The following is a 14,638-nucleotide window of genomic DNA, read 5'->3' as shown; positions in this document are numbered from 1 at the left end:
CGCGCGGCCGTCCGGATGCCCGGGGGCGGGACGGTCCGGGTACTCCGCCGGAAGGTGGTCCGCTAGTGCCGGTCGAGATCCCGGCCGGGCTGCTCGTCGTCGCGTCTCGCGGGCAGGACTGGGCTGATTGGCTCGACCGGCTGCCGCGGCTGGTGCGGGAGCTGCTCGACGAGTGGGACCTGCGGGTCGACGGTACGACGGCCTACGGGAACTGCGCGCTCGTCGTACCGGTACTCACGCGCGACGGTCAGCGCGCCGTACTGAAGGTGCAGTTCCCGCACTGGGAGGCGGAGACCGAGCACCTGGCGTTGCGCACGTGGGCCGGCAACGGCGCCGTACGCCTGCTCCGCGCGGACCCGCACCGGTTCGCGCTGTTGCTGGAGCGATTGGAGCCGCGGGACCTGACCACGATCGACGCGCTGGACGCCTGCGAGATTGTTGGCGCTACCTACAAGCGGCTGCACGTCCCGGCCGGTCCGCAGTACCGGACGCTGTCGGGGGAGCTGCGGCGCTGGGCCGAGGGTCTCCGGCGGCTGCCCGCGTCGGCGCCGGTGCCGCACCGGTACGTCGAGCAGGCGATCTCGCTGGCCGAGGACTTCGCCGCCGACCCGGACACCGACGGCCGGCTGATCCACACCGACCTGCACTACGAGAACATGCTCGCCGCGGACCGCGAACCGTGGCTGGTGATCGACCCGAAACCGCTGTCCGGCGACCCGCACTACGAGGTCGCGCCGCTGATCTGGAACCGCTGGGACGAGGTGGCGAACGCCCACGACCTGCGCTTCGCCGTCCGGCAACGGTTCTGGACCACGATCGACGCCGCCGGCCTCGACGAGGACCGCGCCCGTGCCTGGGTGATCGTCCGTCAACTGCTGAACGTCCTGTGGACTCTCGAGTCCACGACGCCCGACCAGTCCCTGCCCCAGGACTGGCTCACCCGCAACATCGCCATCGTCAAGGCGATTCAGGACTGAGCCGGCCACCGGAGGCGCACACGGGGCGGGTGCGGGCGCTGTACGAACGGGCCGCCACGATCAGTCCGAAGCCCAGTCCGCCGAACGCCAGTCCGCCGAAGGCCACCATCCACAGGAGCCCGCTGGAGTCGGTAAAGCCCCCGGTGGGCTCCAGCCGCGGCAGGATGCCCATTGCGCCGAGCGGCGCGTAGATCACCAGGACGACGCCGTACCCGGACAGGCCGACCGCGGTGAGCCGGGCGGGGATGAGGGGCAGTAGGCGCGGCACCCGGCGTCCGGCGAGGACGAGCGTCCAGCGCGGGAAGACCTGACCCCACTGGTACATCAGGCCGGTCAGCAGGAAGATGCCCGCCACTGCGGCCAGCACTGTCACGTCGATGCCCACCGACGACAGCGCCCGCGCCACCTCGGACTCTCCTTGGTTGGTCTCGCGCCAGGCCTCGGCCGTGAGGCCGAGTGCGTCGCCGCCCAACGTCCAGCTGGTCTTGGCGCCCGCCCACGGCAGGACGCCGCACATCAGCAGGTAGACAGTGCGCCGCGTCCGCTTGGAGGCGGTGCTCGGACCGGGGTGGACGAGCGGTCCGTGGGACGGTCCGTCGTGGGTCTGTCCGCATCGGGGGCAGCGGCCGCGCAGCCGCCGGTGGTGCGAGAGAGCTACGAGCAGCAGCAGAGTGGCTCCCGCGCAGCTGAGCAGGACTTGGACGAGCCCTGTCCCGCTGTCGATGCCCGAGAACGACACCAGGGTCACGAAGTGGGCGGGCAGGCTCGCCATGCCCATCGCGAAGACGGGCAGGGCGAGCAGGAGGGCCGTCTCAGTCGCGACGCGTGCCTTGCGTCCGGTGGCTCGCAGACTGGCCCAGCTGGCCGCTCCCGCCAGCAGGGCGATGCAGGCCAGCAGTACCTGGGACCAGGCGGGGTATGGCTCGTTGGGGGTGAGGGGAACGGTGGTGTCGGTTGCCGCCCAGGTGATCTGGACGGCTGCGTAGAGCAGTGCCCAGGAGACGGCGGCGTACGGCGTCCACAAGGGCCACCGCCGCGACCAGGCGACCAGCCGGGCCGTTCTCGGCAGGGTGCTCGGGGCAGTCATGGTGACCTCCGGTTGTGCCGTACTGGTGACCAAAGGCTCTCCCGGCGCCGTCACCTGGGGCATCACCACTGGGGACCAGGCGCCTCCCTCGGACGGGGGAGGTGACGCCGGTTGCTTATGGCAAGTACTGCGGCAGTGTCGAGTGGCACGGATAAACCGGTGGAAGCGCGCGCCCGGCCGGGGGAGGATGCGGGTATGCGGTTGCTGACGGTCAATGTGGTGGAGAAGCTGATTCCGGGTCCGAAGGAGACGGGGTTCACCGCCATCGACAAGCGGCCGCAGTCGGGGCGGGTGCGTGTCGGCGAGCTCGGGCTGGCGGGCGACCGCGTCTGCGACACCAAGAACCACGGCGGCCCGGACCTCGCGCTCTACTCGTATGCCGAGGAGGACGCGAACTGGTGGGCCGCCGAGCTTGGCCGGGACATCCCGACCGGCCTGTTCGGCGAGAATCTCCGGACCGAGGGCCTCGACGTGAACGGCGCGCTGCTCGGTGAGGTGTGGCGGATCGGTGCCGAGGTCGAGGTGATGGTGCGCGCGCCGCGGATCCCGTGCATCACCTTCCAGCACCGGATGCAGGAGCCGCGCTGGGTCAAGCGCTTCCACCAGGCAGGCCGCCCGGGCGCGTACCTCAAGGTGCTCAAGGAAGGCACGATCGGCGCCGGCGACCCGATCGAGATCGTCAGCCGGCCGGACCACGAGGTCACCGTGGCGCACATGTTCGGCGACCAGGACCCCGCGAAACTCCGCCGCATGCTCGACTCCGGCGTCGACCTGATGAACGAACTCCGCGACACCGCACACCGCGTCCTGGCGCGCGGGTGAGCACGCCGGACACCCAGGCACCGATCACCCGCGGGCTGTTCCCTGCCCCAGGACCGTTGCGGCCGCTGGCGCTCGCGACGCTGCTGAGCCGGGTCGGCAACGGCCTGCTGATGACGGTCAGCGTGCTGTACTTCACCCGCATCGTCGGGCTATCGATCGCGCAGGTCGGGCTCGGCCTCACGATCGCGGGTCTGTTCGGGCTGTTGTCCGCAGTACCGCTCGGGCACCTCGCCGACCGGCGTGGCCCGCGCGGCCTGTTCGTCGTCCTGAGCCTGATGGTCTGCGGGCTCTCGCTCATCTACCTGCTGGTGCAGAACTTCTGGCAGTTCCTCGTCGTGAGCATCGTGCTGACGATGGTCGACCGCGGCGCGGGCGCCGTCCGGGCCGCGTTGATCGCCGCCGTCACGCACGGCGCGGGACGGGTCGCGGCGCGTGCGTACCTGCGGGCCGTCACGAACATCGGCATCATGCTCGGCGCGGGCGTCGGCGCGTTCGCGCTGCACTTCGACACCGGTACGGCTTACCGCCTGATGTTCGTGCTGGACGCCGTACTGAGCAGCATCGCGGCGTTCGTCGTTCTGGCGATGCCGCGGGTCGCTCCGCAGCCCCATGACGACGGCGGGCCGGTCTGGATCGCGCTGCGCGACCGCGGGTACCTTGCGGTCGCGGCGCTCAACGCGGGCATGAGCATCCACTTCGCCGTCCTCGACGTCGCGATCCCGCTCTGGGTGGTCGACCACACCGACGCGCCGCGCTGGACGGTGGCATTGCTGCTGATCATCAATACCGTGGTGGTGTCGTTGTTCCAGGTACGGTCGTCGCGCGGCATCGCGGATCCGGCCTCGGCCGCGCGGGCCACCCGGACCGCCGGGTTGTTGCTGATGGCATCGATGGTGCTGCTCGCCGGCGCCACCTGGGGCAACGCCGCGATCGCGGTAGGCCTGCTCGCGCTCGGCGCCCTGGTTCAGGTGATCGGCGAACTGCTGCAGTCCTCGGGCTCGTTCCTGCTCAGTTTCGACCTCGCGCCGGGGCACGCCCACGGCCAGTACCAGGGCGTCTGGAACACCAGCATGTCGATCAGCACGATGATCGCGCCGACAGTCCTCGCCCTGCTGCCACTCGGCCTCGGCGTCCCCGGCTGGATCATCCTCGGCACCTGGTTCGCCGTGATCGGCCTCTTGTTCGTACCGGTCGTGCGCTGGGCGGCAGCCCAATCGCCTTCACTGGCGTTGTAGCTGAAAGTGAGCAGCTCGTCAGTGGCAGGCGCTGGCTCCGCGCCCGATGCCGGGACGGCGGGGTGGCCGATCTGCACGGCCTCGCGGATCTGCATCTGGCAGGACGCGGGGTTCGAGGGATTCACCAAGCTCACGCAGGTGCCGGTGACGCCCGGGTCGTGCCGGCTCATCTGGTTCGGCGGCAGCTCTGTCTTCAACAACACGTCGGTGACCCAGCGGCTCTACACGAGCAAGAACTGCACGGGCACCCCGCGGCGCGATCTTGCGCCGCGTCAGTACATCGCTGATCTCGGCTACGAGTACTACTCACTGGGCGGCTGAGGAACTTCAGCTGCGAGCCCTTCCGGACATCGCGACGCAGGCGCCGGGTGTCGAACGGGCACCACCCGGCATCCGGCGCGCTCTGCGGAGCGCGTCAGTTGGTGGGCTCGCGGTAGCCGAGGGCGGCGGAGATTTTGCGGGCGGCTTCGATGGCGGCGGGGGCCATCAGGGCGACCTGGGCGATCGACTGCTCGAGGGAGAGGGTGGAGATGCTGACGGCGGCGATCGCGGCGCCGGTGTGGTCGTGGATGACCGCGGCGACGCAGCGGATGCCGGGCTCGTTCTCCTCGTCGTCGAGGGCGTAGCCGCGGGCGCGGATCTGGGCGAGGTCGGCCTTCAGCGCGGCGGCCGTGGTGTGCGTGAGCGGCGTACGTGCCGGAAGACCTGTCCTCGTGATGTGGACGTCGAGCGACTCGTCGTCCTTCTCGGCGAGCAGCGCCTTGCCGATGCCGGTGCAGTGCAGCCAGATCGCCTTGCCGACCCGCGACGGCATCCGGTACGGCTTCGGGCCGTCGAGTCGCGCGACGTAGATCGCCTCGTCGCCGTTGAGCAGGCCGACGTGCACCGTGCAGCGTGTCTGCGCGACCAGGTCCGCGAGCACCGGCCGGGCCACTGTCGCGAGGTCGACGTTCGTCAGTGCGTGCCCGGCGAGCCGGAGCGCCTTCGGGCCCGGGTGGTACGACCCGTCGTCGGCCTGGGCGACGAACTCGTGCTCGACCAGCGACGCCATGATCCGGTGCACGGTCGACTTGGCCAGACCGGTCGCATTCACCACGTCGGTGAACCGCGAGTGCTCCAGTACGGCGTCCAGCACCATCAACGTCTTGTCGATGGCCGACGGTGAACTCATGTCGGACATCCTGCCACTCCTTGTCCAGCGGGGTTATCGGGCCGAGTACGTCCGGCGGGGGTCAGCGGGCCGAGTACGTCCGGCGGGGTCAGCGGGCGAGCCAGCCGCCGTCGACGGCGAGGACGTGGCCGTTCACGTAATCGGCGGCCGCCGAGGCCAGGAAGACCGCGGCGCCGACCACGTCCTCGGGCCGTCCCCAGCGACCGGCCGGGATGCGCTGCCGGATCGCCGCCTCCCGGTCGGGGTCCGCGCGCAACGCGGTGGTGTTGTCGGTGCTGATGTATCCGGGCGCGATCGCGTTCACCTGGACCCCGGCCGGCCCCCACTCGTTGGCCAGCGCCCGGGTCAGCCCCGCGACCGCGTGCTTGCTGGCGGTGTACGCCGGGACGGTGATCCCGCCCTGGAAGCTGAGCAACGACGCGATCGTGACGATCTTCCCGGTACGGCGTTCCGCCATCGCCGCCCCGATCGGACGCGTCACCGCCCAGGTGGAATTGAGGTTCACGTCGATCACGTGCTGCCAGTCGGCGGTCGTCGTCGCGGCCGCCGGCGCCCGCCGGATCGTCCCGACGTTGTTGACCAGGATGTCGATCGTCCTGTTGTCGACAATCTCCATCGCCGCGCGTTCGACCGCCGCCGGGTCCGCGAAGTCGGCGATCACCACCTCGGCCGTACTGCCGCCGAGCTGCTTGATCGCCTCCAGGGTGTCCTCGAGCGCGGCGTCCCGGGCCATCAGGATCAGCTCGGCGCCGGCCGCGGCGTACCCGGCGGCGATCGCGGCGCCGATCCCGCGCCGCGCGCCGGTGACGAGCGCCGTCCGGCCTTCCAGGCTGAAAAGGCTCACCGCAAGTCCCGGACGTCGACGCCGTCCATGTCGCCGAACGCCTGGTTCTCGCCGGCCATCGCCCAGACGAAGCTGTACGACGACGTACCGCAGCCGGAGTGGATCGACCAGCTCGGGGAGATGATCGCCTGGCGGTCCGCGACCAGCAGGTGCCGCGTCTCGTCGGGCTCGCCGAGCAGGTGCACGATGCGCTCGGTCTCCGGCAGGCCGAAGTACAGGTAGCACTCGGTACGGCGGTCGTGGGTGTGGGCGGGCATGGTGTTCCACGTGCTGCCCGGGTGCAGCGTGGTCACGCCGAGCACGACCTGGCAGCTCCGGACGCCGTCCGCGTGGATGTATTGGTCGATCGTCCGGCGGTTCGCGGTCTGCTGGTCGCCGAGCTCGAGGCGGTTGCCCTCGCCGGGGTTCACCTGGGCGGTCGGGTAGGCGGTGTGCGCGGGCGCCGAGAAGACGTAGAACGCCGCCTCCGGTCCGTCGAAGACGACGTCGCGGACACCGCGTCCGACGTACAGGCAGGCGCCGGTGGCGAGCTCGTACTTCGTCCCGTCGGCGGTGACCGTACCGGGGCCGCCGACGTTGACGATCCCGGCCTCGCGGCGCTCGAGGAAGTACTCGCTGCGGAGCTCGGGGTAGGTGGCGAGCGTCAGCGGGCCGTTCGCCGGACAGGCGCCGGCGAGCACGATCCGGTCGTGGTGGGTGAGCACCGCGGTGACGGCGCCGGGGACGAACAGGTCGTCCACCAGGTAGTGGCGGCGCAGCGCCGCGGTGTCGAAACCGGGGAGCTGCTCGGGATGGGTGGCGTGCCTGATCTGCAGAGTCACGGAACTAGGTTCTACTCAGCAGAACGAGGTGTCAACGCCGGTTTGCAGTGGAACTCGGCCGGGATATGTTCCGGGTTCCGTGTATTGACACCGAGTTCTGGTCAATGGAACCTTCCAGTCACTCGCCCATTGCCCCTGGGAGGTTTCCCGATGACCGCACTGGACTGGACGGTCCTGGTCGGCTACTTCGTGTTGATGGTGCTGATCGGGGTCTGGTCGCGCACCAAGATCAAGACGGTCGTGGACTACTTCACGACCGGCGGCCGGATCCCCTGGTGGCTGTCCGGCATCTCGCACCACATGTCCGGCCAAGGGCGGGGTCATGTTCGTCGCGTTCGCGGCGGTCGCGTACTCCGGCGCCGCCTTGAAGGTCGTCGACATCGCCTCGAAGTGGGTCGCGATCGGCGGGCTCGTGTTCTGTCGGTTGCGGTGGGTAATGTGGTCGCTGGTTGCGATAACCAAGCAGCCAACTGCAGGAGCAGCGACAACCGCGGCCGGGCGGGCCGTGGCAGTGCGGGGAGCCTTCTTGCGCAGTCAGGCACGGCTGTGAACCGCGAACCTCAACCCGCGAGGGTTGGAACCCTGAGGCCTGCGGGCGCAGGGGGACGCCAACAAGACGTTCGAGTACAACGAACGCAACGTGAGACACCGTGGGACCTGGCGAAGCGGTAGGAGCCGCGCCGCCAGGTCCCACGGGGACGATCCGCGTTGCTGTCGTCCGTGCTGTGGCTGGTCTGGCCGCTGATCCTGTTCGTCCCGATGTGCGCTGCGCCGCTGCTGGTGCAGCCGGGCAAGCCGGAGCAGGCGTACGTCGAGTTGTCGCAGCTGCTGCTGCCGACGGGCCTGATCGGGCTGGTGCTGGCCGGGTTCTTCTCGCACACGATGGCGATGGTCGCCTCGGACGCGAACGCGATCTCGTCGGTGATCACGCGGGACCTGGCGCCGGTGCTGGTGCCGCGGGTCCGCCGGCTGACCGACGCCGCGGCGCTGAAGTTCGCGCGGATCGTCACGTTCACGTTCGTCACCGTCAGCATGCTGATCGCGATCGCCACGAACGGCGAGGGCGTCGTCCTGAAGATCGTCGTCGACCTGGTCGCCGCCACGATGGGGCCGATCGCGATCCCGCTGATGCTCGGGTTGCTGCCGTGGTTCCGGCGCAGCGGGCGGCGCTGGCGTCCTGGGCGGTCGGGCTGGTCGCCTGGGCGATCGTCAAGTGGGGCGTCGGATCCACCGACACCACGCTGGTCGCGTTGCCGTTGGCAACTTCCCTGCTGGTGTACGTCGGACTGGGGGTGCTGCTGCCGGAGCGCCGTACCGACGTCGACGAACTGGTCGGGTCGCTGAACACCGACCCCGACGAGACCGACGAGGTCGCCGCCCGCCGCGCGGCCGCACTGTCCTGAGAAGGCGCTTTCCAGAATCTGAAACACCGTCCCACAACACGGAACCGTCAAGGAGAATCCTCGTATGCCGAACATCACCGTCGAACTGCTCTCCGGCCGCACCCTCGACCAGCGTCGCGAGTTCGTCGCCGCCGTCACCGACTCCGCGATCGCCATCCTCGGCGCCAAGCGCGAATCCGTCCGGATCGTCTTCACCGAGATCGAGAAGACCGACGTCGCCAACGGCGGCACCCTCGTCGCCGACGCCTGACCCACGGACCTCCAGGCCATCACGATCCGGAAGGAAGTCCCAGCCCCGACGGCGGCGCCCGCCGCGGTGCTCGATCGTGATGGCCTGGCGGTCGTCCGCTGGGTGAAACCAGCGTGTCGTGCGAGGGCCGACCAACTACCCTCGTGCGCATGCGAGTAGGTGTTTTCGGTGCCACGGGTCAGGTCGGCGGGGTCATGCGGGAACTGCTGGTGGAGCGCGGCTTCCCGGTTGACGAGGTGCGGTTCTTCGCGTCGGCGCGGTCGGCGGGGACGACGCTGCCGTTCGGCGACCGGGAGATCACCGTCGAGGACTCCGCGACGGCCGACTTCGCCGGGCTCGAGCTGGCGCTGTTCTCCAACGGGAAGACCGCGTCCAAGGAGCTCGCCCCGAAGGTGGCCGCCGCGGGTGCCGTCGTCGTCGACAACTCGTCCGGCTGGCGGATGGACCCCGACGTGCCGCTGGTCGTCTCCGAGGTGAACCCCGAGGACCTCGACACCATCCCCAAGGGCATCGTCGCGAACCCGAACTGCACCACCATGGCCGCGATGCCGGTGCTGGCCCCGCTGCACCGCGCGGCCACCCTGACGCGACTCGTGGTCTCGACGTACCAGGCCGTCTCCGGCTCCGGCGGCGTCGGCGTGAATGAGCTCGCGGACCAGGCGCAGGCGCTCGTCGGGACCGGCGGCGCGCTCGCCCGCGGGACCGAGGGCATCGCGCTCCCGGAGCCCAAGGTGTACGCCGCGCCGATCGCCTTCAACGTGCTCCCGCTGGCCGGCTCGATCGTTGCCGACGGCACCGGTGAGACCGACGAGGAGCAGAAGCTCCGCAACGAGAGCCGCAAGATCCTGCACATCCCGGACCTGCCGGTCGCCGGCACCTGCGTCCGGGTGCCGGTCTTCACCGGCCACTCGCTGAGCATCCACGCCGAGTTCGCCGAGCCGATCACGCCGGAGCGCGCCACCGAGATCCTCGGCAGCGCGCCGGGCGTCGCGGTCACGGACCTCCCGACACCGTTGCTCGCGGCCGGCCAGGACCCGTCGTACGTCGGCCGGATCCGCCAGGACCAGTCGGTGCCGGACAACCGCGGCCTCGTGCTCTTCGTCTCGAACGACAACCTTCGCAAGGGCGCCGCGCTGAACGCCGTCCAGATCGCGGAGCTGCTCGCCCAGCGCTGACGACGCTCCGGTCCAGACCTGGAGGACCTCCCCGACGTTAGAGTTGAGTGTTCTGGCGAGGGGAGGTGGCCGGGCTGGAGTTCCGGGTGCTGGGGGCTGTCGAGGTCAGAGACGCCGACGGTGACGTCGTACCGCTGCCGTCGCGGCGGGTCGCGGTGCTGCTGGCCGCGCTCGTCCTGCGCGTCAACCGGACGATGCGGATCGAGGAACTCGTCGATCTGCTCTGGAGCGCGGACGAGCTGCCGAGCAATCCGCGCGCCGCGCTGCAGATCTACATCTCCCGCCTGCGCACGACCCTGGGCGACACCGATCGTTCGGTGATCCGCACCGGCGCGGGCGGTTACTCGCTGCGCGCCGACCCCGCGCGGGTCGACGTCGAGGTGTTCCGGACGCTGGTCCGCACGGCCGTCGGCACCGCTGACCCGGCCGCGCGGATCGAGCCGCTCGCCGCCGCGCTGTCACTGTGGCGTGGCGAGCCGCTCGCCGGACTCGACACCGGCGCCGTGGCCCGCGAACTCGTCCCACGCCTCGCGGAAGAGCACTTGCAGGCCCGTGAGTTGTACTTCGACGCGCGCCTGGCGGCCGGCGAGTCGGCCGACCTGGTCCCGGAGCTGACCGAACTCGCCGAGCGCCACCCGACCCGCGAACGCTTCGCGGCGCAGCTGATCCGCGCCCATCAGGCGTCCGGCCGGACCGCGCTCGCGCTGGCGACGTACGGCGATGTCGCCGAGCGCCTGCGCGAGCTCCTCGGCGCCGACCCCGGCCCCGAGCTCCGAGCCCTGTACGCCGAACTCCTCGCCGCGACCGACTCCGCAACCGGCGCTGAGACCGCGCCCGGCGGTATACCGACCGTTGTGCCGCGCCAGCTTCCGGCCGGCGTTCCGGCGTTCACCGGCCGCACGGAGCACCTTCGGCGGCTGGACGAGCTGCTGCCGACAGGGAGCCTCGCACTCGTCATCGGTCCGGCCGGGGTCGGCAAGACCTCGCTCGCCGTGCACTGGGGCCGGCAGGTCGAGGCCCGTTTCCCCGACGGCGTCCTGTACGCCGACCTGCTCGGCTTCTCGCCCTCCGCCGAGCCGGCGGACCCGCACGCGATCCTGTCGCGCTTCCTGGTCGCGCTCGGTACGCCGCCCGACCGGCTGCCGCCGACCGCCGACGAGCAGGTCGGGATGTACCGCAGCCTGCTCGCCGCCCGCGCCGTCCTGGTCGTCCTCGACAACGCGCGGAGCGCTGATCAGGTCCGGCCGCTCGCGACGGCCGGAGCGCGGTGCTGCACCGTCGTCACCAGCCGCAACGAGCTCGCCGGTCTGGTCGCCACCGAGCAGGCCGAGCCGATCCGGCTGGACGTGTTCGACGCGGCCCAGGCGAAACAGTTGCTGGAGGCAAGGATCGGCGCGGACCGGTTCGCCGCGGATCCGGCCAGCGTCGACGCGCTCGTCGAGCGGTGTGCGGGACTGCCGCTGGCGCTGTCGCTGCTGGCGGCCCAGATCGCGCTGCGGCCGCGGCGGTCGCTGGCCTCGTTCGTCGACGCGCTCGGCGACGCGCCGCTGGACGCGCTGTCGACCGCGGACGGTGTCGGGGTCCGGACGATCTTCTCCTGGTCCTACCGGCAGTTGCGCCCCGAGCTCGCGCGGATGTTCCGGCTGCTCGCGCAGCATCCCGGCGCGGAGATCACGCTCGGGGCCGCGGCCGCGCTGGCCGGCGTACCGATCCGCGAGGCCGGCCGGATGCTCGCGGAGCTGGTCGCCAACCACCAGCTGGTCGAGGTCGGGCCGGATCGTTGGGTGCTCCACGACCTGCTCCGCGCGTACGGCCAGGAGTTGTGCGAGCCGGACGAGGCAGACGCCGCCTTCGCGCGGTTGCTCGGCTACCTCGTCCACAGCGGGTACGCCGGCGCGATCCTGCTGTCACCGGCCAGGGTCCGGATCGAGCTGCCGGATCCGCCCCCGGACGTCGAGCTGGTCGTGCCGGCGAACCGTGAGGAGGCATTCGCCTGGTTCGACGGCGAGCAGCCCAACAATCTCGCCGTACTGCGGGCCGCGGCCGGGCGGTACGACGTACTGCTGTGGCTGTATGTGTGGGCGATCGCGGACTACCTGGACTTCCGCGGCCGGTCCGGCTACCCGCAGGCGCAGCAGCTGGCGCTCGAGGCCGCCGTGCGGCTGGGAGACCTGACCAAGCAGGCGCACACGCGGCGGGACCTCGCGCGCGGGCACATGGCGATGCGCGAGTGGGACGACGCGATCCGGCAGCACGAGCTGGCGCTCGGGATCGCGGAGGAAATCGGCGACGAGGCCGGGATCGCGCACGGCTCGCTCGGGCTCGGCCGGGTGTACACGCGGATCGGACAGCATCGGAAGGCGATCCAGCACACGCTGCGGGCGCTCCGGATCTACGAACGCGATGATTACGAACCCCGTGATTACGAACGCTGTGATCATTTCCACGCGCGGGCGAACGCGCTGAACAACCTCGGCTGGTACCACTCCGAGCTCGGTGAGTACGAGGCGGGACTCGACTACGCGCAGCAGTCGCTGAAGTTGTACTCCGAGGTGGACTCCGAGTTCGGGCGCGCCGTGGCCAGCGACACGAGCGGGTACGCGCTCGCGGGGCTCGGGCGGTACGACGAGGCGATCGCGTTGTACACGGTCGCCGTCGACGTACTGCGAGGGCTCGGCCGGCGGCTGGACACGGCGGACTGCCTGATGGCGATGGCCCGCGTCCAGGACCGCGCCGGCCGCGGGGAAGGCGCGAAGGCCAGCTACGCCGCCGCGCTCGAGATCCTCGACGCGCTCGACCATCCGGACGCCGCGACCGTCCGGGAGTGCCTGGCCAAACAGCGGTAGTACCTTCCCCGGAGAGCCGCGAGGACGGATAGTGAGACTGTCGGCACGCACTGTGTGGGCCTGTTGCGGAAACGTAATGCAGAAGCTGTCACTGGGCGTGCGAGTGCCATGGTCAGGCACGCCCGCTAGCGATTACCCTCCGGTTACTTGACCCCCTACGGAGGCCAGTTATGAAGCCTGTCGCCGATTCCGGCCAGCTCGCACTCCTCAGCAACCGCAAGGACACGATGGCCCAGATGTTCCTGGACCGGGTGGCCTCGACCCCTGAGCGGGAGGCGTTCCGGTTCCCGCGCGGGGACCAGTGGAAGTCGGTGACCTGGCGGGAGACCGAGGCACTGACGCGCCGCCGCGCCGCGGGCCTGATCGCGCTCGGCGTCGAGCCGGAGCAGCGGGTCGCGATCGCGTCCAGCACCCGGATCGAGTGGATCGAGTGCTACCTGGCCGCCGTACTCGCCGCCGCCGCGACCACCACGATCTACCCGTCGACGATCTCGTCCGACGTGGCGTTCATCGTTGCGGACGCCGACGTCCGGGTGGTGTTCGCCGAGGACGCGGAGCAGGTGGACAAGCTCCGCAAGCACCGCTCCGAGACGCCGTCGCTGCAGAAGGTCGTGCTGCTCGACGGCACGCCGGCCGAGGAGGACGGCGACTGGGTGATCGGGCTCGGCGAGCTCGACATCCTCGGCGACGAGTACCTCGCGCAGCACCCAACGGCCGTCGACGACCGGATCGCCGACATCAAACCCGACACGTTGTGCACGCTGATCTACACCTCCGGTACGACGGGCCGCCCGAAGGGCGTGCGGTTGCCGCACTCGGTGTGGACCTACGAGGGCGCGGCGGTCGAGGGGATGCGGGTGCTGTCGCCTGACGACCTGCAGTTCCTGTGGCTGCCGTTGTCGCACGTGTTCGGGCAGGTGCTGCTCGCCGTCCAGTTCCAGATCGGGTTCGCGACCGCGGTCGACGGGCGGATCGACAAGATCGTCGAGAACGCGGCGGTCGTGCAGCCGACGTTCATGGCGGCGGCGCCGCGGATCTTCGAGAAGGCGCACGGGCGGATCGTGACGATGATCCAGTCCGAGGGCGGCGTGAAGGCCAAGCTGTTCGACTGGGCGTTCGGCGTCGGCGCGCGGGTCTCGGCGCTGCGCCAGGCCGGCAAGGAGCCGAGCGGTTTGCTCGCGGCGCAGTTCGCGACTGCCGACAAGCTCGTGCTGTCGAAGATCCGGGCGCGGTTCGGCGGGCGGATCCGGTTCTTCGTGTCAGGGTCGGCGGCGCTGGACAAGAAGCTGGCGGAGTGGTTCCACGCCGCGGGCCTGCTGATCCTGGAGGGTTACGGCCTGTCCGAGACGTCGGCGGGGTCGACCCTGAACCGGCTGGACCAGTACCGGCTGGGCAGCGTCGGGCCGGCGTTCCCCGGGACGCAGTTCCGGATCGCCGAGGACGGCGAGATCCTGATCAAGGGCGACGGCGTGATGAGCGGGTACCACAACCAGCCCGAGCAGACCGCCGAGGTGATCGACGCCGACGGCTGGTTCCACACCGGCGACATCGGGCACTTCGAGGACGAGTTCCTGTTCATCACGGACCGGAAGAAGGACCTCTTCAAGACCTCCGGCGGCAAGTACGTCGCGCCGCAGGTGATCGAGGGCCGCTTCAAGATGATCTGCCCGTACGCCAGCCAGTTCGTCGTACACGGCAACCAGCGGAACTTCGTCTCCGCGCTCGTCACACTCGACCCGGATGCGATCCAGGGCTGGGCGGCCGCGAACGGCCTCGGCGACAAGTCGTACGCCGAGATCGTCACGTCCGACGCGGCGCGCGAGATGGTCCAGGGATACGTCGACGAACTCAACGCCGGCCTGAACCGGTGGGAGACGATCAAGAAGTTCACGATCCTCGACCGGGACCTCACGGTGGAGTCCGGCGAGATGACGCCCAGCCTGAAACTCAAGCGCAAGCACGTGGAGAACCAGTACGCCGACGTACTGGACAAGATGTACGAGTAGG

14 protein-coding genes are annotated in these 14,638 nt (G+C 70.3%); 10 read left to right on the top strand and 4 right to left on the bottom strand.

Annotated features, from left to right (window positions below; genetic code table 11):
- Positions 1-65: 65 nt before the first annotated feature.
- Positions 66-977, top strand: a complete 912-nt coding sequence (locus tag ABN611_RS40230) for an aminoglycoside phosphotransferase family protein (protein ID WP_350277562.1) — start codon at positions 66-68, stop codon at positions 975-977.
- On the opposite strand, the gene ABN611_RS40225 is transcribed toward ABN611_RS40230, so the two are convergent.
- A complete protein-coding gene (locus tag ABN611_RS40225) occupies positions 958-2,064 on the bottom strand; it encodes a hypothetical protein (RefSeq protein WP_350277561.1) in 1,107 nt (368 codons plus the stop codon). The genes ABN611_RS40230 and ABN611_RS40225 overlap by 20 nt on opposite strands.
- 195 nt (positions 2,065-2,259) lie before the next feature.
- Between ABN611_RS40225 and ABN611_RS40220 the strand changes: the two genes are divergently transcribed.
- Genes ABN611_RS40220 through ABN611_RS40210 form a run of 3 tightly spaced genes read left to right on the top strand, consistent with a single transcriptional unit; the run spans position 2,260 to position 4,442 of the window.
- A complete protein-coding gene (locus tag ABN611_RS40220; protein ID WP_350277560.1) occupies positions 2,260-2,886 on the top strand; it encodes an MOSC domain-containing protein in 627 nt (208 codons plus the stop codon).
- Positions 2,883-4,121 carry an MFS transporter gene (locus ABN611_RS40215; RefSeq protein ID WP_350277559.1) on the top strand — a complete coding sequence of 413 codons (1,239 nt, stop codon included), beginning with the start codon at positions 2,883-2,885 and terminating at the stop codon, positions 4,119-4,121. Before ABN611_RS40220 ends, ABN611_RS40215 begins: the two co-directional genes overlap by 4 nt.
- 21 nt (positions 4,122-4,142) lie before the next feature.
- Complete coding sequence (locus ABN611_RS40210) at positions 4,143-4,442, top strand: peptidase inhibitor family I36 protein (RefSeq protein WP_350277558.1); 300 nt, start codon at positions 4,143-4,145, stop codon at positions 4,440-4,442.
- A gap of 94 nt (positions 4,443-4,536) precedes the next feature.
- Here the strand turns inward: ABN611_RS40210 and ABN611_RS40205 are convergent, their stop codons facing one another.
- The 3 genes from ABN611_RS40205 to kduI all read right to left on the bottom strand — a co-directional run bounded on the left by ABN611_RS40205 (position 4,537) and on the right by kduI (position 6,957).
- Positions 4,537-5,292, bottom strand: a complete 756-nt coding sequence (locus tag ABN611_RS40205) for an IclR family transcriptional regulator (RefSeq protein ID WP_350277557.1) — start codon at positions 5,290-5,292, stop codon at positions 4,537-4,539.
- Between the two features lie 88 nt (positions 5,293-5,380).
- Entirely contained in the window at positions 5,381-6,136 is a 756-nt protein-coding gene (locus tag ABN611_RS40200; protein WP_350277556.1) for an SDR family oxidoreductase, read from the bottom strand.
- Complete coding sequence (gene kduI, locus ABN611_RS40195; protein ID WP_350277555.1) at positions 6,133-6,957, bottom strand: 5-dehydro-4-deoxy-D-glucuronate isomerase; 825 nt, start codon at positions 6,955-6,957, stop codon at positions 6,133-6,135. Before kduI ends, ABN611_RS40200 begins: the two co-directional genes overlap by 4 nt.
- Before the next feature lie 322 nt (positions 6,958-7,279).
- On the opposite strand from kduI, the gene ABN611_RS40190 reads away from it, so the two are divergent.
- From ABN611_RS40190 to ABN611_RS40165, 6 genes are all read left to right on the top strand, one after another.
- The gene (locus ABN611_RS40190) at positions 7,280-7,507 is read left to right on the top strand and encodes a hypothetical protein (RefSeq protein WP_350277554.1); all 228 of its coding nucleotides are present in this window, start codon (positions 7,280-7,282) and stop codon (positions 7,505-7,507) included.
- 158 nt (positions 7,508-7,665) lie between these two features.
- Positions 7,666-8,301 (top strand): hypothetical protein, encoded by a 636-nt coding sequence (locus ABN611_RS40185; RefSeq protein WP_350277553.1) that lies wholly within the window; start codon positions 7,666-7,668, stop codon positions 8,299-8,301.
- Positions 8,302-8,424: 123 nt separating this feature from the next.
- Entirely contained in the window at positions 8,425-8,610 is a 186-nt protein-coding gene (locus ABN611_RS40180; RefSeq protein ID WP_131497191.1) for a tautomerase family protein, read from the top strand.
- A 149-nt stretch (positions 8,611-8,759) separates the two neighbouring features.
- The gene (locus ABN611_RS40175) at positions 8,760-9,785 is read left to right on the top strand and encodes an aspartate-semialdehyde dehydrogenase (protein ID WP_350277552.1); all 1,026 of its coding nucleotides are present in this window, start codon (positions 8,760-8,762) and stop codon (positions 9,783-9,785) included.
- Positions 9,786-9,832: 47 nt separating this feature from the next.
- Positions 9,833-12,631, top strand: coding sequence for a BTAD domain-containing putative transcriptional regulator (locus tag ABN611_RS40170; protein WP_350277551.1), 2,799 nt, complete (start codon positions 9,833-9,835; stop codon positions 12,629-12,631).
- A 170-nt stretch (positions 12,632-12,801) separates the two neighbouring features.
- Positions 12,802-14,637, top strand: coding sequence for a long-chain fatty acid--CoA ligase (locus tag ABN611_RS40165; RefSeq protein ID WP_350277550.1), 1,836 nt, complete (start codon positions 12,802-12,804; stop codon positions 14,635-14,637).
- The last annotated feature ends 1 nt before the right edge of the window (position 14,638 follow it).

The sequence above is a fragment of the Kribbella sp. HUAS MG21 genome (assembly GCF_040254265.1).
Lineage (GTDB): Bacteria > Actinomycetota > Actinomycetes > Propionibacteriales > Kribbellaceae > Kribbella.
This window is presented reverse-complemented; position numbering and strand designations above follow the sequence as displayed.